Origin of the sequence: Bacillus sp. ZY-1-1, from assembly GCF_003047165.1 — a bacterium.
Classification (GTDB): domain Bacteria; phylum Bacillota; class Bacilli; order Bacillales; family Bacillaceae; genus Bacillus; species Bacillus velezensis.
The window spans coordinates 1,916,327-1,936,338 of record NZ_CP027061.1 but is presented as its reverse complement, the minus strand read 5'-3'; the positions used below and the strand labels follow the sequence as shown (position 1 = coordinate 1,936,338).

Below are 20,012 nucleotides of genomic sequence, written 5' to 3'. Positions count from 1 at the left end.
AGAATATAGTATATATTCCTCACTTCACTTCTTCATTTCTATAATTTTTATACCATGTAAAACAGTATGTATGCACACTGCAAACTGGTTCTAAAACACTATAATAAGGAATAAAATGTATAATTAATTGCGCTTTTAAAAAGGTTTTGTCTTCTGAAAAGAAATTTTATGATAAAAAATGAAAAATCAGTGAACAAGTAAGAAAGTATCATGTAAAAAAAAGGAATAATGTTGCCGATATTACTTTTTGAAAAGATTGATTCATAATCGCAATATAATGTTTTACAGACACCAAAAAAGCCGAACCCTCTAAGGATCCGGCCCTTCTTATTGATTTGCCAGCACGACTGCGATTTTGTCTTCAATGTCTTTTCCGTCATCTTCGTCAAGCAGCCCGTTTTGAAGCACGGAAAAAATAAGCGTATCTCCTGTTTTTGTGTCTGCATAGCCGGCAATCGAACTGACTGATGTTAGTGACCCGGTTTTTGCTTTAATTTTGCCCTCTGCCGGAGTATTCTTCAGCCGGTTCCGAAGAGTGCCTCCCGTCATTCTGTCGCTTGCACCGGCGACAGGGAGCGAACGAAGGAAAGCCGGGTACCACTTCTCTTTCTGAACCGCATACAAAAGCTCTCCGATTTGGCCGGCGGATACGCCGTTAATATGAGAAACGCCGGATCCGTCTCTTGCAATCAATTCATCCGGATTGAGCCCGAACGATTTGAGCTCCGATTTCATCACGTCCAAGCCCTTTTCCCAGCTGCCCTCCCCTTTTTTCACTTTTCCCATTTCCTTGATCAGAATTTCGGCGTGCCCGTTGTTGCTCAGTTTCATAAACGGGATCAATAATTCTGAAAGAGGCATGGATGACCGTGATGTGACAAGCTGGGTGCGGTGCGGCATTCGGCCTGTTCTGATTTTCCCTTTTACAGTTATACCCTGTTTAGTAAGCGCTTGTTTCCATAAATCTAAAGCATAGGACGACGGATCCCACACTGCCGCCCATTCTCTTGCCTTTGCCGAGCCGGCAGGTATGGTTCCCTTTATCGTAATCACATTGCCACCGTGCTCCCGTTCAACCGTCAATTCTTTCTTTTCATCAGAAGCGACGGTTTTTACTTCATTTTTCACACGAACGATGTCCGTATAGGGAGAAATTGAAATGCGCGGCTTTTTACCGGGCTGTTTCGCCGGACTGATTTCCGCAATCACCGTTCCGGTATCATAATCTTCATTTGGGGAAGCGGTAAGAGCTGATACTTGCGCGCCATAATATTGGCCTTCATCACTCCACGGAAGATCAACTGAATACCTGGTATCGTCATACCACGAATCATCCCCGACCAGATCTCCTTTAATGACCCGGATGCCTCTGGCTTTGACCTGTTTAGCCATCTTCTCAAAATCAGAAGCCAATAGGGTCGGATCGCCTTTTCCCCTGAGATAAAGGTTTCCGCGCAGCTGTTTTCCTCTCACGGCGCCGTCTGCCCGTACTTCTGTCTTAAAGGTGTAATCTTCTCCGAGAACGGAAAGCGCCGAAGCTGCCGTCAGCAGTTTCATCAATGAGGCAGGCCTCAGCCGCATATCTTCCCGGCTGCCGAACAGCACCTCCCCTGTTTTTGCTGACCGGACACTGACGCCCGCTGAAGCTCCCTTTAAAGCGGGTTCTTCATCCAGAATGTGTTCCAGCTCTTTTTGCAAAGTATTTTTTTGTTCAGCCGCCTTAGCCGCATCATCAATATAAGGAACTTCGGCAATGATCAAAAGCAGAATCACCGCGCACAAGCGTTTCACATATGTTTTCAATGATATCCCGCCTCTTTCCTATTCTTCGTCATGCAAAATGGTGATCCTGGATGACGCAGCCGCTTCTTCGCCCGGTTTCAGAATCTGAAGCCCTGTCAGTGATGCAGGCTGATTCAGATTAAATGCATCTGTAACGGAAGTATAAGGCTCAAGACTGACAAACCCCTGCTTTCCGTCACCGTTATATACCACCCAATGCTTGAAAGACGTGTCTGCCTGATACAAAACGGATAATTTCTCATTCGGATGATAAATAACAGCTTCGTTATTGCCGCCATTCCGTCCGGAAGAAAGAAAAACATCGTCAAACTGTTTATTTTTCAAAGACATCCCATGACGGAACGCTTCTTTATCAGGAACATCCAATAAACGGCCCGTCGGTACGAAACGTTCATTTAATTCCCACATGCGGTCAGCCGTCAAAAATAGACGGGATCGCTCTTCATTGAAAACAAATGTGGAATGATAGCCTAGCCCCCAAGGAAAAGCCTCCGTTCCCTTATTCATAATCAGCGCCCGCTGCGTAAACACATTGTCTTTTAATGTATAGGTCATCCGGACAATGACATCGTGCGGAAATTGTTTATGAACACGGGGAATCTTTGAAAGATCAATTTCTGTTTCGACTGTCATTCCATCCCCCTCTTCTCTCGCTGCCGCCGCTTTCCAATGCTGATTGTGAAGAAAGCCGTGAATATGATTATGTTTATCCTCTTCGTTTATCTCGAATTGATACGAGCGGCCGTCAAAACGAAACGTCCCGTCCGTAATCCGGTTCGGCGGGAATAAAACGGGAATGCCGTACAGCATCGGTTTTTTGAGGAATTCCTCCGCAGTTTCCGGTTCTCTCAGAAGCCGCATACCGGTTCTTTTATCCCGAAGCGATATGACATTTGATCCCCACTCCGGCACAATGATGCATTCAGCCTGATCAGTCTCCGCCTTTATGGCTGAAACTCCTAAATAAGTCGTATGTTCAATCGTCATAAGCACCTGCCCTTTCCTTGTTTTCTAGCATGTATAGGAATTCCATTTTCTAAACTCATTTTCCTTCTCTAAAAAAACATCGCCCGTATGAATTGAGCGATGTGCGGTAAAACCTTATTGAATCAGCCGGGTAATCTGTTTTTTCTTCCATACAAACCGGTAATACCCGTATTGCAGCAGCAGGCTGACGACAAAAGCCGCCGGATAACCGACCCAAATGCCAAGAATGCCGAGATTCGTATAATGAGAAAGAATAAAGGCCACAGGCACTTCAATTCCCCAAATCGTAAAAATGCTGATAATCGTCGGCCATAACACCGTACCGCTCGCCCGCATTGTTGCTGAAACAATCTGAGCGTGACCGAAAATCAGATAGCTCCAAAGGGTAATCATAATCAGATTGCGGGCAATGCGGAGTGTATCCTGATCGGTTAAAAACAAAGCCAGTATCTGCCGGGAGAAGGTGTAAATCAGCACAATCAAAACCCCGCCGATCAAATAATTCAGGCCGATGCCGACTTTGATGACCTGCTTCAGCCGGCCGAATTGATTGGCGCCAATGGATTGGGCGGCAAAAATTGAAACGGCGATACCGAGGCTTACCGCCGGCATCTGCACATAACTCGCCACTTGGTTGACGACCCCGTAAGCAGCCGTCGCGTTTGATCCGTAATGATTGACAAATGAAATGACCGCAATTTCAGAAAGTGACACGAGAATCATATTGATGCTCGACGGAATACCGAGACGGAGTAAAAGCGCGAGCAGCTTTTTGTCCATTTTAAGAGAACGGAGCGCAGTCCGGTCAAATGCCAAGGGATGTTTCCTTTTCCGCAAATAAACCATGAGTACGATAAATGTCACGATGTTTGAAATCACGGTTGCATACGCCGAACCGTAAATGCCGAACTTCGGAAGTCCGAAAAGCCCGAGAATCAATAAGGGCAAGAGCCCGATGTTTATGACTGTACTGACGATTAACGTATAAAACGGAGTCTTTGAATCTCCCGTTCCGCGTAAAAATGTCGTATACGCAAAATATAAAAACATCAGCGGCATTGCGCAAAACAAAATGCGCGCATATCGGACACTGACATCTATTACGTTTTCCGGCGTTCCCATCAGCCGCAGAATATCAAGCGTAAACACACTGCCGACAACTGCCAGAACAACACCGAGCATAAAGGTAAAAGTCAGTGTAGTGCCGACAATCGCCTTCATCCTCTCTTCGTTTTTCGCGCCGTAAGCCTGCCCGATCAGAATGGAACTTCCCGAACCGATTCCGATCGTAAAGGAGATCAGCAGAAAAAACAGCGGAAAAAAAGACGATACGGCGGCAAGCGCATCAACTCCGAGCCACCTTCCGACAAATACCATTCCGACCAATTGGCCGACAGATTGCAATACATTGCTTAAAAGCAGCGGCACTAAAAACAGTGACATCGATCGCCAGACAGACTGGCCGCGGCCTTCCGCTGTTTCTAAATGATCTTGTACTTCCATATGTAGGACTCCTTTTTTGATTTTCTTCCATTTTATTACTCAGCAGACAGCTTGTAAAAACCTTTTGTTCAATGAAACTCTTTATCTTTTTCTCACGTCTTACATGGAAATAAACCATAAAAATAAAAAGTCCGGAAAATATTTCTGAAAAGGTATTGTAATCTTACCGTAATTATTGTAACATTTGTAACATAAGAGAAAGAGATTGATTGAAGGAGAGATTATATCATGAAAAAATGGCTATTATTCCTCACTACTATTACATTGATTCTGTCATTGGGCACTGCGGCGACCGCCAAAAATGCATCTAATGACCTTACACAAAAACAAGCACTTCAGCTGGCCCTGTCAGCGAGAGAACATTTCTGGAACACGATGAGCGGCAGTGCGCTTAAACCAAACACAAATTGCACATCTGAACCGTTTGAATATCAAAATCTTCAATACGTATTTATGTGCAAAGACCTCGGAACAAAAGCGAAAGCCGTAAAATATCTGACACCCGCTTTTACAAAGCAAGCGATTGACAAAGGGCTCAAAGATTACCACTTCACTGTAAAAGACGGCAAATTGGCTGTTCCGGTCGGCGACGGAGATAACCTCCTGAATTGGAAAAAAGCAAAAATGACTCTTCTTTCTAAAAAAGGAAGCGTTCAAACATACCGCTTCACTGTACCGACTCTTGACGGTTCCCCGTCAGCAAAACGCGATGTAACATTCGTAAAAGAAAACAACGTTTGGAAAGTCAATCAATTTGATGCTGTCATATAAGAAAAAGCCCGCTTGCTTACAGCGGGCTTTTTTCACATCATTTCCACCAGGCTCTTGCGAAATATTCAACTCAAAAACCCCTTGTATAACAAGGGGTTTTCTGTCTTGCCGACATTATTAATCCGCGCCTATCTTATACAAAAAACGCTCTAGGAGAGATTCGAACTCCCGACCTGCAGTTTAGGAAACTGCTGCACTATCCGCTGTGCTACTAGAGCCTGCTTCTATTATAGTAACGCTGGCGGCCGTTTTTTTCAAGCCTACAGCCCTCCGAACACTTTATAGGCGGCTCTCGTCGTATCTTCATCTATTCCGATATAACGCATTGTAATAGACGGAGAAGAATGATTCAAAATCCTCTGCAGTTCAGCAATGTCTTTTGTCCTCTGATAAAAATGATACCCGAACGTCTTTCTAAGCGTATGCGTCCCGATTTCCTCCAATCCGCACGCGGCAGCTGCTTCCTTTAATATTCTGTATGCCTGAATCCGGGAAATGGGCTTATTCGTCCGTTTCGATTTAAACAAATAGTCATCCTCTTTCATGTCTTTTGTATAAGCGTATATGTCGGCCTTCAAAGACTCCAGTATCAGAATTTTTCTTTTCTTTCTCGTTTTGCTTTCGGTTGCCCACACATGATCTTTGTTCCTTACATCCCTCACGCGAAGCGGCAGAACATCAGAAATCCGCAGTGCGCTGTTCATGCCGAAAATAAATAAAAAATAATCACGATCACTTTTCTTCATTAAATACTGTTTGACTTCCTGGATCTTCTCCAAACTTCGGATCGGCTGTACGATATGCATCAAAAAACCCCTTATAATTGGTAAAGTAACATATTGAGCATTATGTTACTATTATAGCCGAAACCTGTTGAATGATAAAGGATAAAGGGCCTTATGTAACATAATATACATAGTGTTACATAAGGGGAATAAGGCATGCAGTTTCATCGAAGTCTTCAAAAACATCATTTTCGACCCGGTGGCGGGCTTTTAAATCAATAGATACTCACGGTATTAAAAAAGAAAAACAACGTCCTTAAAACGAAATCTGAGCATTCGTTTTTTTGTGAGCAACCGAAAAAAATAAAAAAAAAAAGACACAATATGAAATTGTGTCCTAGTCTTCATCTTTTACATCAATGTCTTCAGGAAGCGGCTCATTTAAAAACTCTTGAATCATTTCCTTATATTTTTCCAGCTGTTCGAGATGGGTTTGAAATTGTTCCTTGTTGATTAAATATTGCTGTCCGTCATGTACGGCCCTTATTTTATTCGTCAAAACAAGATTGTGCACATATTCTTCAGGAAGACTGGTAAACTCAGCTGTCTCTTTGATCGTTAAATACATGGCTCACGTTCCTTTCATATGTCATGTGAGTGAATTCTGTTTTGTTTATTGTAGCTTATTTTTTGTCTTTATGCTTGTTTCACAGCTTTTTCTGTCCGGTTTCCCATTTAGCCTATTTGCGACTGATTACATTCACACAGAAACTCCGGCTTTTTGCGCACCGGACTATTCCGTTTGTCACTTGTGAAAACAGCACATTTTACTTACTCTATAATTGTAAGCGGAAAACAAAGGAGGCAGACTATGAAAAAGAAAAAGTTTATGAATCTCTGTTTTATCGTTCTGCTCAGTACTTTGCTCGCGGCCGGAAGCATCCCTTATCACGCTCAGGCTAAGAAACACCCGTTTTCCTATGACGACTACAAACAGGTAGATGTCGGCAAAGACGGCATGGTTGCCACCGCCCATCCTCTCGCTTCACAAATCGGTGCCGACGTGCTGAAAAAAGGAGGCAATGCAGTTGACGCCGCGGTCGCCATTCAATTCGCATTAAACGTAACTGAACCTATGATGTCGGGAATCGGCGGCGGCGGATTTATGATGGTTTATGATGCGAAGACGAAAGACACCACCATTATCGACAGCCGGGAACGCGCACCGGCAGGCGCAACACCGGATATGTTCCTTGACGAGAACGGCAAAGCCATCCCTTTCTCCGAACGCGTTACTAAAGGGACTGCAGTCGGTGTTCCGGGAACATTAAAAGGACTTGAAAAAGCGCTCGACAAATGGGGCACACGCTCCATGAAACAACTCATCACCCCTTCCATTAAACTTGCCTCAAAAGGCTTTCCGATCGATTCGGTTTTAGCTGATGCCATCTCAGATTATAAAGACAAATTATCACACACCGCTGCAAAAGACGTGTTTCTTCCGGACGGAAAACCTCTGAAAGAAGGAGACACACTCATCCAAAAAGACTTAGCCAAAACATTTACAGCTATTAAGTACAAAGGCACAAAAGCATTCTATGACGGTGCATTCTCCAAAAAGCTTGCGGAAACAGTGCAGGAATTCGGCGGCTCAATGACAGAAAAAGATATTAAAAACTTCAATGTGACGATTGACGAACCGATCTGGGGAGATTACCAGGGCTATCATATCGCAACTGCTCCTCCTCCAAGCTCGGGCGGTGTTTTCCTGTTGCAAATGCTGAACCTCCTGGATGATTTTAAGCTTTCTCAATATGATATCCGTTCTTGGCAAAAATATCAGCTTCTCGCAGAAACGATGCATTTGGCTTATGCTGACCGCGCCGCATTTGCCGGGGATCCAGAATTCGTCAACGTCCCTCTCAAAGGCCTCTTGAATCCAGATTATATCAATGCCCGCAGACAGCTGATAGATATTGATAAAGTCAATAAAAAACCGAAAGCCGGCGACCCTTGGGCCTATCAGGAAGGTTCTGCAAACTATAAACAAGTGAAGCAGCCGACTGACAAACAAGAAGGCCAAACGACTCACTTCACGGTAACCGACCGCTTCGGCAATGTCGTATCTTATACGACAACGATTGAACAGCTGTTCGGTTCCGGCATTATGGTTCCCGGATACGGCGTTGTGTTGAATAATGAGTTAACAGACTTCGATGCGGTGCCTGGCGGCGCAAATGAAGTGCAGCCGAATAAACGTCCGCTCAGCAGCATGACTCCGACTATTTTATTCAAAAATAACGAACCTGTCCTGACTGTCGGCTCTCCCGGCGGAGCAACGATTATTTCTTCCGTCCTGCAAACGATCCTGAACAAAGTTGAGTACGGCATGGATCTGAAAGCGGCGGTCGAAGAGCCGAGAATTTACACAAACAGCATGACATCCTATCGATATGAAAAAGGAGTGCCGGAAGAAGCCCTCACAAAACTGAACGAAATGGGGCATAAATTCGGCAGCAGCCCGGTTGATATCGGTAATGTGCAAAGCATCCTGATCGACCGTGAAAACGGCACCTTCACCGGAGTTGCCGACTCAAGCCGAAACGGAGCCGCAATCGGCGTAAACTTGAAACAATATAAAAAATAACTAGGCAAAAAGCCTCGTTTCTCAAGCTGAGAAATGAGGCTTTTGTTTATTCTGCACTGTATTCAGATGAGGGTTTTTCAGATGTTAACGAGGCAAGTGAAAGCACGCCGCACATCGCGATGACAACACCAGCTGATCCGATCCATGTCACTGACGCAAGAGACAGATGAGTGACAACAATGCCCCCGATGCCCGCCCCGGCCGCCATAGCCAGCTGCATCACAGACTGGTTGAGACCCAGTAATACACCCGATGATTCAGGCTCCATCGTTGCCAAATGATACTGCTGAGCAGGTCCTGATGACCAGGCGGCGAAGGACCAAAAAATAAGCACTGCCGCCGCTCCGAAAGCAGAATGTGTGACAAACGGCAATAACATGAGCATGATAGCATGAAGCGCCATTCCGCCGGTTAATGTCATACGCGCCCCCCATTTGTCTGCGCTGAAACCGCCTGCTTTAGAACCAGCAAGACTTGCAACACCGAAAATAAGCAGCAATGTACTCAGTATTCCGCTGCCGATATGAGTGACGTTCAGTAAATACGGAGAAAGGTACGTATACGCAACCGAATAGCCTCCGAGCCAAAAAAACGTAATAGCAAGCCCGACAGCCACCTTTCGTTTCTTCAAAAGAGAAAATTGCTGAATGAGCGGCACCGGTTTATCTCCTTTTATCTCAGGCAACGCAAAACGTATAATAAGCATGGCAATGATTCCGATTGCCGCAATTCCGGCGAAAACCACCTTCCAGCCAAAAGCTTCAGACACGGTTCTTCCGATCGGAACACCGATAATGAGCGCCGCCGTAAACCCCATAATGACGGTCGCGAGAGAACTTGCCTGTTTTCCCGGAGGAGCGATTTTTGCTGCGATCGTAAGCGCGGTGACCACCACAGTTCCTGCTCCAATCGCCATGATCACCCGGGCTGCCGCAAATGATCCGTATCCCTGTACAAGAAATGAAATGATATTTCCGATTACAAACAATCCAAGAGCATAGATCATGAGCTTCCTTCTGTCCAGTTTTGCTGTAAGGGCCATCATGACAGGCGTTCCGATTGCATAAACAAGTGAAAAAATCGTAATCAGCTGCCCTGCTGCTGCCACAGTAACTCCCAAGGAACCTGCAATTTTATCAAGCATCCCGGATATCACATATTCAGACGTCCCCACTAAAAAGCTGATAATTGCCAAAATGTAAATCTTCCAGGTATTTTGCACCTGACACACTCCTTCATTGATGATTTATATAAAGATATATTGTGATATATCGATATAAAGAGTTGAATAAACAGAAACAAATCGCAATATGTCGATGTGTAGTCGGAAAAAGAAACTGAATCCCTCTTCTAAAGGATTCAGCCCTACATTTCGCGCTGAAAATAATCGGCCATCGCCTTTATCGCATCTTCATCTCTTTTATAATAGGTGTATTTGCCAATCCGTTTTGTTTGGATAAGGCCTGCCCGCTGAAGAATGGAAAGATATTGAGACGCCGTTGACTGTGTCATCTGAAGCTTATCGGTGATCTGGCTGACACATACTCCGATCTCATTCATATCAATGCCATCATGCGGTGCGAAGTGACGGTCCGGCTCTTTCAGCCATTGTAAAATCTCAAGCCGCGACTCATTAGACAATGCTTTAAAAACATCAATAGGTTTCATACGCTTTATTATATCGTGATTTTACGATATGTCAATGTTATTTTTCTTGAATCTCTATTTTTTGTTTTTTCTCTCTTATGATCCGGGAAATAAAATCACTCACATTCTCTTCAAATGTGTTTTCCCGCCCGTATTGCCTTACATGTACAGAATAATGGCGGCACTCTTGATCTCCCACAACCGCCATATACGGTATTTTTTTCATTTGTGCTTCTCTGATTTTATAGCCGAGTTTTTCATCACGCTGATCGAGCTCAGCCCGGATACCCGCTTTCTTTTTGAGAAAAACCGGAACGAAAAAAAATTGGCGTACACAGCTGTCCTTTTTCTCATCTTCTGTTCGATAATGTCTTTAATCCATTCAGCAGTTCTTCAAATGCCGATGTCAAAAATAAATCACTCCGGTAGATGAATGATATATTCATATTCCGAAAATGTTCAGGGAGCTTATGAAGAAAAAGATTTTTCCTGTTTTGAAAATAACGGACGGCTGATGCAGGCAGAAAGGAGACCCCCATCCCCGCCTGCACCGCCCCAATAATGGCTTCCAACGTACCGAATTCAATGATTTTATGTGCGGGCACTGCCTCTTCTTTCAGTATGTTTTTTATTTTGCGGCGGTGCGAACAGCCCGCGGCAAAATACAGAATCGGCTCTCGCAGCAAGTCTTGCAAACTGCCTTCCCGCTTATTTGAAACCAAGACCAATTCTTCTTGAAATACAGCGACTTGCTCAAGATCTTCATATTCGACCGGTCCGTAAACAAAAGCGCCGTCCAGCTCATAGTGTAGAACGCGCTGCACTAAGGTATGTGTATCACCGGTTGACAGAGACAGCTGTACTTTCGGGTAGCGGCTGCAATACTCCGTGAAAAATTGAGGGAGATGGACGGCTGCTGCCGTTTCAAGAGAACCGATTCGAAGCGGGCCGTTCGGATCGCCTGCCTCTTGCGCTGTTTTTTGCGCCTCATGCAGCAATTGAAGGATTCTGTCTGCGTCTTTTAATAAGTTTTCACCTGCTGGCGTCAGCGTCATTCCCCGATTTGTGCGGTAAAAAAGCTGTGTTTGCAATTGCCGTTCCAGCTGCTGAATCCGGTTTGTCACATTTGATTGAACATAATGCAGGCTTTCTGCCGCCTTTGAAATACTTCCTTTGCGGGCGACAGCCTGAAAAATCTTTAAGTCTCCGCTTTCCATGTAAGGGCACCTTCTTGCTATGATTTTTATTGATAGCCGGCTATCAATTTTCATTTATTTACTGCAGCTGATACAGCCTGTAAAATCTTTCTCATCAATCATAAAGGAGAGAAGAATGATGAATGCCCTTATCATACACGAAAATGGCTTTAATTTCAGGCAGGCACCTGACAAAAGGCCGGGAAACGGCGAAGTAAAAATAAAGCTGAAAACAGCCGGATTAAACCATCGTGATTTGTTTTTAATGAAAAAACACGAAACCGGAAACCATGAATTTATTCTCGGTTCAGACGGCGCGGGAATCGTAACCGAAATAGGACACGGCGTCCGGTCTCATTTACTGAATGCAGAAGTCATCATCAACCCGGTACTGAATTGGAAGACTGTTGAGGACGTACCAGCCGTCCCTGATATTTTAGGCGGTCCGAGCGACGGAACATTTTCACCTTATGTCATCGTTCCTGCGGAAAATGCCGTTTTAAAACCCGAACACCTGACTTGGGAGGAAGCGGGCGTCCTGCCGTTATCAGCATTAACCGCTTATCGCGCCTTATTTACAAAAGGACAATTAAAAAAAGGCGAACACCTTATCCTTCCGGGCATCGGAAGCGGCGTGGCAACATATGCCTTATTAATGGCAAAAGCTATCGGAGCGACAGTCAGCGTCACCTCCCGCAGTGAAAACAAAAAACAAACCGCACTGTCATACGGTGCAGACCGGGCGATTGACAGCTACGGTGACTGGAATGAGGCGCTGAATGGCGAAAAAGCAGATATCATACTTGACGGTGTAGGCCCCGCTTTATATCAACACTATCTTGACATTATTAAACCGAATGGCCGGATCGTAACATTCGGCGCCAGTTCAGGCGATCAGCTCGGATTTCCCATTCGCTCGCTGTTTTTTCCGCAGATTCATATTCTCGGTACATCAATGGGAAGCAATGAGGAATTCGCGGATATGCTGGAATTGATAAACCGCTGCGAGCTCCGTCCCATTATCGACCGCATGTACCCTCTCAGTGAAGCAGCTCCCGCTTTTAACAGAATGCGGGAAGGACGGCAGTTCGGCAATATCGGCTTTCGTATAGATGTCTAAAAAAAGGAACGGACCCGTCCGTTCCCTTATTTGTTTTTAAGCGTTTCCGCTCTGACATACTCTTAATCGGCTTCTTTCAAATAAACAAACAGCTTTTAAAACTTTTCGATGATACAGCCACACGACGGGTAAAGTGCCCGTCAATAAAATAAAGCGGGAAGCACAGCACACGTATTGGTGGACTTTAAGCGGCGCCGGCAGAACTTGCGCATTGTTTTCGCTTGAAATTCAATATGTTTTTCTTCATCGATTAAAATCTGCCAGCAAATCGACTGCGCAAGGCTTGCAAATCGTATCAGTCTGCGGAAGAAAACAATCTCTCCGCTCTGTAAAACAAAATTCCATATTTATCCTCCATTTCCACATTACCCTTATATGACCAATACAAGAAGAAGGAGGTTCCATTTCAATACGAAAAACCGGCTGATCCCAGCCGGTTTTATAAATAAACCCCTTTATTTACGGTAAAACAGTGCTCCCCATTAAATAACTGTCGACTTCGCGCGCTGCTTCCCGGCCTTCATTAATCGCCCATACAATCAGGCTTTGGCCCCTTCTCGCATCCCCTGCGGCGAAAACACCGTCAACATTCGTTTTATAATCCCCATATGCCGCCTGAATTTTATGATTTGCCGAATCGACTCCGAACTGTTTCAATAATGGCTGTTCTGTCCCTTCAAAACCGATGGCGATGAACACCAGCTGAGCAGGCCAGACTTTTTCTGTACCGGGCAGTTCATGAAATTCATACTTTCCGAATTCGTTTCTGACTTTTTCCATTTGAATGGTGTGGATCTCTTGTAAGCGGCCCTGCTTATCGGCCACCATTTTTGTCGTTTGAATTGAATATTCTCTCGGGTCTTTGCCGAACTTTGCCTGCGCTTCTTCATAGGCGTATTCAAGGGTAAAGACGTGCGGCTGTTCAGGCCACATATTGTCGTTCGTGCGCATCTGAGGAAGTTTAGGATGTTTCCCGAACTGGTGCACGCTGCGCGCTTTTTGACGCAGCGCGGTTGCCACGCAGTCAGCTCCTGTGTCTCCTCCGCCGATCACGATGACGTCTTTCCCTTTAGCGTCTATAAATTGTTTGTCTTTGAAGTTGGAATCTAAATAGCTTTTCGTCGCCAGTGTTAAATAGTCCATCGCATAATGGACGCCTTTTGCTTCCCGGCCTTCAATCAGCAGATTGCGCTGCTTTTGGGCGCCTGTGCACAAAATGACGGCATCAAATTGTTCTTTCAGCTCATCTGCCGTTATATCAACGCCGATTTCGGTATTTGTCACAAAATCTATACCTTCCTGCGTCAAAAGCTTAATACGGCGTTCGACGACATTTTTCTCAAGCTTCATGCTCGGAATGCCGTACATCAGCAGGCCGCCGGCTCTGTCGGCACGCTCATAGACCGTTACGGAATGACCGGCTTGATTCAGCTGATCAGCGCTTGCCAGACCCGCCGGGCCTGAACCGACGACAGCGACTTTTTTACCTGTGCGTTTCGCGGGAATTCTCGGCTGAATCCATCCATTTTCAAAACCTTTGTCAATGATCGTCCGCTCGATGTTTTTAATTGAAACAGCCGGATCTGAAATGGCCAGCGTACAAGATCCTTCACAAGGAGCGGGACAGACCCGCCCTGTGAATTCAGGAAAGTTATTCGTTTTCAGAAGGCGCTCCAAGGCTTCTTTCCAGCGCCCCCGATAGACGAGGTCATTCCACTCCGGTATCAGATTATAAATCGGGCATCCGGAGGTAAAACCGTTGATATCAGCGCCGATTTGGCAAAACGGTGTGCCGCAATCCATACACCGCGCCCCCTGCCGCTTTGACGCTTCATCTGAAAATGGAGCCGAATACTCTTTCCAATCCTTTAAGCGAGTGAGAGGGTCCCGCTCAGCCGGTTTTTCTCGTTTTTCTTCCATGAATCCAGTTGGTTTCCCCATGTTCCTCTCCCCTTTCTTACTGTACTACCGCTTGTTTTTGATCTTTGGCAGGCGTTTGCTGAACCTTTGTATTGGCTTCAAAAGCATACATAATTGCGTCTTCTTCTGATAAACCCGCCGCTTTTTGTTCTTCGATGCTGAGGAGCATTTGTTTATAGTTTTTCGGAATGACTTTGATAAAAGTTTCTGCGGCTTTTTCCCAATTGTCCAGGAGATTTGCGGCTTTTTTGCTGTTTGTCAGCGCCGCATGCCGTTTGACCATTTCTTGCACTTCTTTGATCTCCGCCTCATCCGTCAGCTTTTCAAATGAAATCATTTCCATGTTGCATTTGCGTTTAAATGCTTTGGCATCTTCACTCAGGACGTATGCGATACCGCCTGACATTCCCGCCCCGAAGTTTTTGCCGACTTCGCCGAGGACGACAACCCGGCCGCCTGTCATGTATTCACAGCCGTGGTCTCCGATACCTTCTACAACGACATTGACTCCGCTGTTACGGACTGCAAAACGTTCACCGGCGCGCCCGTTAATGTACGCTTCCCCGCTTGTTGCTCCGTAAAATGCGACGTTCCCGATAATAACGTTATCGTGTGTTTCACAATTGAAGGCATCAGGCGCTTTCACGATGATTTTTCCGCCTGAAAGCCCTTTGCCTACGTAGTCATTTGAATCCCCGTTCAAATGAAGCGTCATCCCTTTAGGGACAAATGCACCGAAACTCTGTCCGGCTGATCCGGTAAAATGAAGTCTGATCGTATCATCCGGCAGGCCTTCCGCTCCGTAGCGTTTAGAAATTTCACTTCCCGTCACGGTTCCGGCTACGCGGTTTGTATTATTGATCTTGATTTCAGCTTCCGCTTCCTGACCGGCTTCAATTGCAGCCTGCACCGCCGGAAGAATAACCGTCATATCAAGCGACTCGTCGATTTTATGGTTTTGCGCCGTACGGAAAGTGCGTATGCCTTCAGGCTGGTACAGCAGTGTGGATAAATCAAGCTGGCCCGCTTTCCAATGCGCTTTCGCACGTTCACTGACATGAAGAACGTCTGTCCGTCCGATCATTTCATCAAGCGTCTTAAAGCCTAACTGCGCCATATATTCACGCACTTCTTCTGCGACAAACAGCATGTAATTTACGATATGGTCAGGATCGCCCATGAATTTTTTGCGGAGCTCCGGATTTTGCGTCGCGACACCTACAGGACATGTATCTAAATGGCAGGCGCGCATCATGACGCAGCCGAGAACGACAAGCGGCGCTGTAGCAAAGCCGAATTCCTCCGCACCGAGCAAGGCGGCCATCACGACATCTCGGCCTGTCATCAGCTTACCGTCCGTTTCCAATACTACGCGATCCCGTAAGCCGTTCAGCATCAGCGTTTGGTGAGCTTCTGCAAGACCAAGCTCCCACGGAAGACCCGTATGTTTAATACTCGTTTTCGGCGATGCGCCCGTTCCGCCATCGTAGCCGCTGATGACGATGACATCCGCAGTGCCTTTTGCCACACCGGCCGCAATCGTGCCGACACCGGCTTTTGACACGAGCTTGACGCTGATTCGCGCGCTTCGATTTGCATTTTTTAAATCATGGATCAGCTGCGCCAAATCTTCAATTGAATAAATATCATGGTGAGGAGGCGGTGAGATCAGCCCTACACCTGGTGTAGAACCGCGGACATCCGCGACCCAAGGATATACTTTGTTCCCCGGAAGCTGACCGCCTTCTCCCGGCTTCGCCCCTTGCGCCATTTTGATCTGCAATTCATCCGCATTGACGAGATAATGGCTCTTTACGCCGAAACGGCCGGAAGCGATCTGTTTAATCGCACTTCTTCTGTCGTCGCCATTTTCATCCGGAACGAAACGTTTCGGATCCTCGCCGCCTTCTCCGCTGTTGCTTTTTCCGCCAAGCCTGTTCATCGCTATCGCTAAAGCCTCATGGGCTTCCTTGCTTAATGAACCGAACGACATCGCTCCTGTTTTAAAACGTTTCACGATGGACGCAGCTGATTCAACTTCCTCTAATTTTAAAGGCTTGCGGTCTTCTTTGAAGGCGAACAGATTGCGTAAAAATCCGATTCGTTCTTCATCCGCTGCTTGAGAATACTGCTTAAACAGGCTGTAATCATTTTTTCGGCAGGCCCATTGCAGCGTATGGATGGTTTTCGGGTTGAAAGCGTGGTGCTCTCCCCCGTTCCGCCATTGGAATTCACTTCCCGGATCAAGAGTTTGGCTGTAATCATCCTTGTACGCCGCTTGGTGGCGCTGTTTCGCTTCTTGCGCAATCGTCTCAATATCGATTCCGCCAAGCTGAGATGCAGTACCGGTAAAGTATTTGGCGATAACGTCTTCACCGATGCCGACCGCTTCAAAAATTTGGGCGCCCCTGTAACTTTGCACAGTTGAAATCCCCATTTTTGACATCACTTTCACGACGCCTTCTGTTACGCTCTTTCCGTATTTGCTGACAGCTTCTTCATACGGAATATCAAGCCGGCCTTCATCGATTTCCTGCTTATACGTAGCATAAGTCAAATACGGATTGACAGCATCGGCACCATACCCGATGAGAGCCGCAAAGTGATGAACTTCACGCGCTTCCCCGGATTCAACGATAATGCTTGCTTTTGTTCGCAGGCCTTGACGGATCAAATGCTGATGCAGCGCACTGACGGCCAAAAGCGGCGGAATCGGCGTCAATTCCCTACTCATTGCCCTGTCAGATAAAATTAACAGAGATACGCCTTCCTTGATCGCTTTTTCCGCTTGCTGAAACAAATCCTTCAGGCCTTTTTCCAGGTCATCGGAAAACAGCGTGCGGATGTTCTGGCTCTTAATGTCAGGGTGCACAAGTGTTTTCAGCGCATAAAACTGTTCGTTTGATAATACAGGAGTATACAATTTTATGCGGCGTGCATTTCTTTCACTCGGATGCAGCAGATCGCCTTCAGCTCCAAGCCATGTCACCGTAGAGGTCACAAGCTGCTCGCGGATCGCGTCAATCGGCGGGTTTGTGACTTGCGCAAACAGCTGTTTAAAGTAATGAAACAGTGATTGGGCGCGATCGGATAAAACGGCGAGCGGCGAATCATTTCCCATAGAGCCGAGCGGGTCCTTGCCTTCTTTAATAACAGGAATTAAATACTTCTGAATATCTTCATACGTATAGCCAAACGCTTTTTGACGGACGAGAAGATCATCGAATTGTTCCTCTTCCCGGATTTCCGGGTCAGGATTCACTTGAACCAATTCTTCTTCAAGCCATTTTTGATAAGGGAATTCATTGGCGATTTCTGTTTTTACTTCTTCATCTGAAATAATCCGGCCTTCCTCTAAGTCAATGAGCAGCATTTTTCCGGGCTCCAGACGTTTTTTATGAAGAATGTTCTCCTGCTCCACTTCAATAACGCCGACCTCAGATGAGAAAATAATATGATCATCTTTTGTCACATAGTAACGTGCCGGACGCAGGCCGTTACGGTCAAGGATGGCGCCGATCTGTTTTCCGTCCGTAAACGAAATGGCGGTCGGCCCGTCCCACGGCTCCATTAAAGAGCTGTGATATTCATAAAAAGCCCGTTTCGCTTTAGACATGTGAGTGTTTTCCGTCCATGGTTCCGGAATCAGCATCATTGCCGTATGTGCCGGTTTCCGCCCCGCCATCACGAAAAATTCAAACGCATTATCAAGAATGGATGAGTCACTGCCCTCAGCATTTAAAATCGGCAGCACTTTGTGAAGATCGTCTCCGAAGCTTTCTGAAACGAACTGCTGCTCCCTCGCTCTCATCCAATTGATGTTGCCCCGAAGCGTATTGATTTCTCCGTTATGAATCAGATAGCGGTTCGGATGGGCACGTTCCCAAGTAGGAAAGGTATTTGTGCTGAATCTTGAATGCACGAGTGAAAATGCAGATACGAAGGTTTCATCCTGCAAATCCAAATAAAAAGCGTCAACCTGCTCAGGCGTTAACAACCCTTTATAAACAATAGTCTGGCTTGACAAGCTTGCGAAGTAAAAATCAAGCTGTTCTTGAACGCCCCAATTTTCCGCCTGCTTCCGGATGACATACAGTTTGCGTTCAAAAGCAAGGCTGTCTTTCAAATCGTTTGCGGCTCCGATAAATACTTGACGCACATACGGGCAAGTGCTTTGTGCCACTGTTCCGATTTTTCCGACATTTACAGGGACGGTTCTCCAGCCGAGAACGATCTGTCCTTCCTGCTCAATGAATGCATTCACCTGTTTTTCGATCTTTTTTCTTTCCTCTTCATTTTGCGAGAAAAAGACCATTCCTACCCCGTAACGGCCTTTTTCCGGCAGCTTCATTTCTCCGCACTCTTTCTTAAAAAAAGCATCAGGGATCTGAACCATCAGGCCGGCGCCGTCACCCGTATTCGGATCACTGCCCTGTCCTCCTCTGTGATCCAGCTGGCAAAGCATCTTCAGTCCTTTTTTGACAATGTCATGTGAAGGTTTCCCTTTTAAATGGGCATACAAGCCGATTCCGCATGCATCGTGCTCAAATTCCGGACGGTAGAGACCTTGTGCTTTCGGCATTTGATTGTAAGTCATAATTCCTCTCCCCCGATCAGTTTCCGTTAATTATCGGTCATAAAATCTGACAACTTTAAATTAATTGTAAGTTTTCAAAACAATATAAACAATATATAATTTAGATCAAATACATCTCAAAATGAGATAGATGGGTGTGAACGCAATGGAATTACGCCAGCTTCGGTATTTTATGGAGGTAGCAGAACGGGAACATGTGTCAGAAGCGGCTGATCATCTGCATGTCGCACAATCCGCCATCAGCCGGCAGATTGCAAATCTTGAAGAAGAGCTGAAAGTCACTTTATTTGAACGGGAAGGCAGAAATATTAAATTAACGCCGATCGGCAAACAATTTTTAGAACATGTTAAAACGGCGATGAAAGCAATTGATTATGCGAAGGAACAAATTGATGAATATCTTGATCCGAATCGCGGAACCGTCAAAATAGGATTTCCGACGAGCCTTGCAAGCCAGCTTTTGCCGACTGTGATTTCGGCATTTAAAGAGGAATACCCGAACGTTGAGTTTTTGCTCCGCCAGGGTTCTTATAAGTTTTTAATCGAAGCGGTAAGAAACAGGGATATAGATGCTGCACTGCTCGGCCCCGTTCCCACGGAATTCCCCGACATAACAGGCAATATCTTATTCACGGAAAAGATTTACGCGCTTGTTCCGCTGCATCATCCGCTTGCCAAACAGAAAAATATTCATTTAATTGATCTGCGCGGCGACCAATTCGTTTTATTTCCTGAAGGGTTTATTCTCCGAAACATGGCGATTGACGCTTGCAGACAGGCCGGCTTTGCGCCGCTTGTATCGACGGAAGGCGAGGATTTAGATGCCATTAAAGGATTAGTCTCCGCGGGGATGGGAGTTACTTTATTACCCGAAAGCACCTTTGCAGAAACCACACCCCGGTTCACGGTCAAAATTCCGATTGAATTTCCTCAAGTGAAGCGCACCGTAGGCATTATTAAACCAGAAGGAAGAGAACTGGCTCCGTCTGCAAATGATTTCTATCATTTTGTCATTCAATTTTTCTCCAAACTTGAACAATATCAATAAAAAACAAACCCGAGCTTCAAAACGAAGCCTCGGGCTTTTTCATATTTT

14 protein-coding genes, 1 tRNA gene and 1 pseudogene are annotated in these 20,012 nt (G+C 45.8%); 4 read left to right on the top strand and 12 right to left on the bottom strand.

Features of this window, described 5'->3' with window-relative positions:
- Positions 1-327: 327 nt before the first annotated feature.
- From dacB to C5I45_RS10135, 3 genes are all read right to left on the bottom strand, one after another.
- The gene (gene dacB / locus C5I45_RS10145) at positions 328-1,803 is read right to left on the bottom strand and encodes a D-alanyl-D-alanine carboxypeptidase/D-alanyl-D-alanine endopeptidase (RefSeq protein ID WP_025852236.1); all 1,476 of its coding nucleotides are present in this window, start codon (positions 1,801-1,803) and stop codon (positions 328-330) included.
- Between the two features lie 18 nt (positions 1,804-1,821).
- The gene (locus tag C5I45_RS10140) at positions 1,822-2,790 is read right to left on the bottom strand and encodes an aldose 1-epimerase (protein WP_107994591.1); all 969 of its coding nucleotides are present in this window, start codon (positions 2,788-2,790) and stop codon (positions 1,822-1,824) included.
- A 114-nt stretch (positions 2,791-2,904) separates the two neighbouring features.
- Complete coding sequence (locus C5I45_RS10135) at positions 2,905-4,293, bottom strand: MATE family efflux transporter (RefSeq protein WP_003153854.1); 1,389 nt, start codon at positions 4,291-4,293, stop codon at positions 2,905-2,907.
- Between the two features lie 228 nt (positions 4,294-4,521).
- Here C5I45_RS10135 and C5I45_RS10130 point away from each other — a divergent pair, with 228 nt between their 5' ends.
- On the top strand, positions 4,522-5,064 hold the full coding sequence (locus C5I45_RS10130) for an IseA DL-endopeptidase inhibitor family protein (RefSeq protein ID WP_003153852.1): 543 nt from the start codon (positions 4,522-4,524) through the stop codon (positions 5,062-5,064).
- 145 nt (positions 5,065-5,209) lie between these two features.
- On the opposite strand, the gene C5I45_RS10125 is transcribed toward C5I45_RS10130, so the two are convergent.
- The 3 genes from C5I45_RS10125 to C5I45_RS10115 all read right to left on the bottom strand — a co-directional run bounded on the left by C5I45_RS10125 (position 5,210) and on the right by C5I45_RS10115 (position 6,417).
- Positions 5,210-5,282, bottom strand: a tRNA-Arg gene (locus tag C5I45_RS10125).
- Positions 5,283-5,324: 42 nt separating this feature from the next.
- Complete coding sequence (locus C5I45_RS10120) at positions 5,325-5,870, bottom strand: site-specific integrase (protein WP_003153850.1); 546 nt, start codon at positions 5,868-5,870, stop codon at positions 5,325-5,327.
- A gap of 316 nt (positions 5,871-6,186) precedes the next feature.
- Entirely contained in the window at positions 6,187-6,417 is a 231-nt protein-coding gene (locus C5I45_RS10115; RefSeq protein ID WP_003153848.1) for an excisionase family DNA-binding protein, read from the bottom strand.
- Positions 6,418-6,660: 243 nt separating this feature from the next.
- Between C5I45_RS10115 and ggt the strand changes: the two genes are divergently transcribed.
- Positions 6,661-8,436 (top strand): gamma-glutamyltransferase, encoded by a 1,776-nt coding sequence (gene ggt, locus C5I45_RS10110; protein WP_107994362.1) that lies wholly within the window; start codon positions 6,661-6,663, stop codon positions 8,434-8,436.
- A 46-nt stretch (positions 8,437-8,482) separates the two neighbouring features.
- On the opposite strand, the gene C5I45_RS10105 is transcribed toward ggt, so the two are convergent.
- The 4 genes and pseudogenes from C5I45_RS10105 to C5I45_RS10090 all read right to left on the bottom strand — a co-directional run bounded on the left by C5I45_RS10105 (position 8,483) and on the right by C5I45_RS10090 (position 11,300).
- Positions 8,483-9,658, bottom strand: a complete 1,176-nt coding sequence (locus C5I45_RS10105; protein ID WP_003153843.1) for an MFS transporter — start codon at positions 9,656-9,658, stop codon at positions 8,483-8,485.
- A 143-nt stretch (positions 9,659-9,801) separates the two neighbouring features.
- The gene (locus C5I45_RS10100) at positions 9,802-10,104 is read right to left on the bottom strand and encodes an ArsR/SmtB family transcription factor (RefSeq protein WP_003153841.1); all 303 of its coding nucleotides are present in this window, start codon (positions 10,102-10,104) and stop codon (positions 9,802-9,804) included.
- Between the two features lie 37 nt (positions 10,105-10,141).
- Positions 10,142-10,381 (bottom strand): annotated as a pseudogene (locus C5I45_RS10095) (His/Gly/Thr/Pro-type tRNA ligase C-terminal domain-containing protein); the annotation flags it as partial.
- 52 nt (positions 10,382-10,433) lie between these two features.
- Complete coding sequence (locus C5I45_RS10090; RefSeq protein WP_015388139.1) at positions 10,434-11,300, bottom strand: LysR family transcriptional regulator; 867 nt, start codon at positions 11,298-11,300, stop codon at positions 10,434-10,436.
- A gap of 118 nt (positions 11,301-11,418) precedes the next feature.
- Between C5I45_RS10090 and C5I45_RS10085 the strand changes: the two genes are divergently transcribed.
- Positions 11,419-12,399 (top strand): zinc-binding dehydrogenase, encoded by a 981-nt coding sequence (locus C5I45_RS10085; RefSeq protein ID WP_025852247.1) that lies wholly within the window; start codon positions 11,419-11,421, stop codon positions 12,397-12,399.
- A gap of 459 nt (positions 12,400-12,858) precedes the next feature.
- Here C5I45_RS10085 and gltD read toward each other — a convergent pair whose 3' ends face one another.
- Both gltD and gltB read right to left on the bottom strand, forming a co-directional pair.
- Positions 12,859-14,340, bottom strand: a complete 1,482-nt coding sequence (gltD, locus tag C5I45_RS10075) for a glutamate synthase small subunit (protein WP_025852249.1) — start codon at positions 14,338-14,340, stop codon at positions 12,859-12,861.
- Positions 14,341-14,356: 16 nt separating this feature from the next.
- Positions 14,357-18,916 (bottom strand): glutamate synthase large subunit, encoded by a 4,560-nt coding sequence (gene gltB / locus C5I45_RS10070; protein WP_025852251.1) that lies wholly within the window; start codon positions 18,914-18,916, stop codon positions 14,357-14,359.
- A 145-nt stretch (positions 18,917-19,061) separates the two neighbouring features.
- Here gltB and C5I45_RS10065 point away from each other — a divergent pair, with 145 nt between their 5' ends.
- The gene (locus C5I45_RS10065) at positions 19,062-19,964 is read left to right on the top strand and encodes a glutamate biosynthesis transcriptional regulator GltC (RefSeq protein ID WP_025852255.1); all 903 of its coding nucleotides are present in this window, start codon (positions 19,062-19,064) and stop codon (positions 19,962-19,964) included.
- Positions 19,965-20,012 lie beyond the last annotated feature (48 nt).

What these genes read in the sequence shown, in the direction of transcription:
- C5I45_RS10135 (WP_003153854.1), bottom strand. Translation starts at nt 4,293, where the DNA reads ATGGAAGTACAAGATCATTTAGAAACAGCGGAAGGCCGCGGCCAGTCT.
- C5I45_RS10130 (WP_003153852.1), top strand. Translation starts at nt 4,522, where the DNA reads ATGAAAAAATGGCTATTATTCCTCACTACTATTACATTGATTCTGTCA.
- gltD (WP_025852249.1), bottom strand. Translation starts at nt 14,340, where the DNA reads ATGGGGAAACCAACTGGATTCATGGAAGAAAAACGAGAAAAACCGGCT.
- gltB (WP_025852251.1), bottom strand. Translation starts at nt 18,916, where the DNA reads ATGACTTACAATCAAATGCCGAAAGCACAAGGTCTCTACCGTCCGGAA.
- C5I45_RS10090 (WP_015388139.1), bottom strand. Translation starts at nt 11,300, where the DNA reads ATGGAAAGCGGAGACTTAAAGATTTTTCAGGCTGTCGCCCGCAAAGGA.
- ggt (WP_107994362.1), top strand. Translation starts at nt 6,661, where the DNA reads ATGAAAAAGAAAAAGTTTATGAATCTCTGTTTTATCGTTCTGCTCAGT.
- C5I45_RS10100 (WP_003153841.1), bottom strand. Translation starts at nt 10,104, where the DNA reads ATGAAACCTATTGATGTTTTTAAAGCATTGTCTAATGAGTCGCGGCTT.
- C5I45_RS10140 (WP_107994591.1), bottom strand. Translation starts at nt 2,790, where the DNA reads ATGACGATTGAACATACGACTTATTTAGGAGTTTCAGCCATAAAGGCG.
- C5I45_RS10065 (WP_025852255.1), top strand. Translation starts at nt 19,062, where the DNA reads ATGGAATTACGCCAGCTTCGGTATTTTATGGAGGTAGCAGAACGGGAA.
- C5I45_RS10115 (WP_003153848.1), bottom strand. Translation starts at nt 6,417, where the DNA reads ATGTATTTAACGATCAAAGAGACAGCTGAGTTTACCAGTCTTCCTGAA.
- C5I45_RS10120 (WP_003153850.1), bottom strand. Translation starts at nt 5,870, where the DNA reads ATGCATATCGTACAGCCGATCCGAAGTTTGGAGAAGATCCAGGAAGTC.
- C5I45_RS10085 (WP_025852247.1), top strand. Translation starts at nt 11,419, where the DNA reads ATGAATGCCCTTATCATACACGAAAATGGCTTTAATTTCAGGCAGGCA.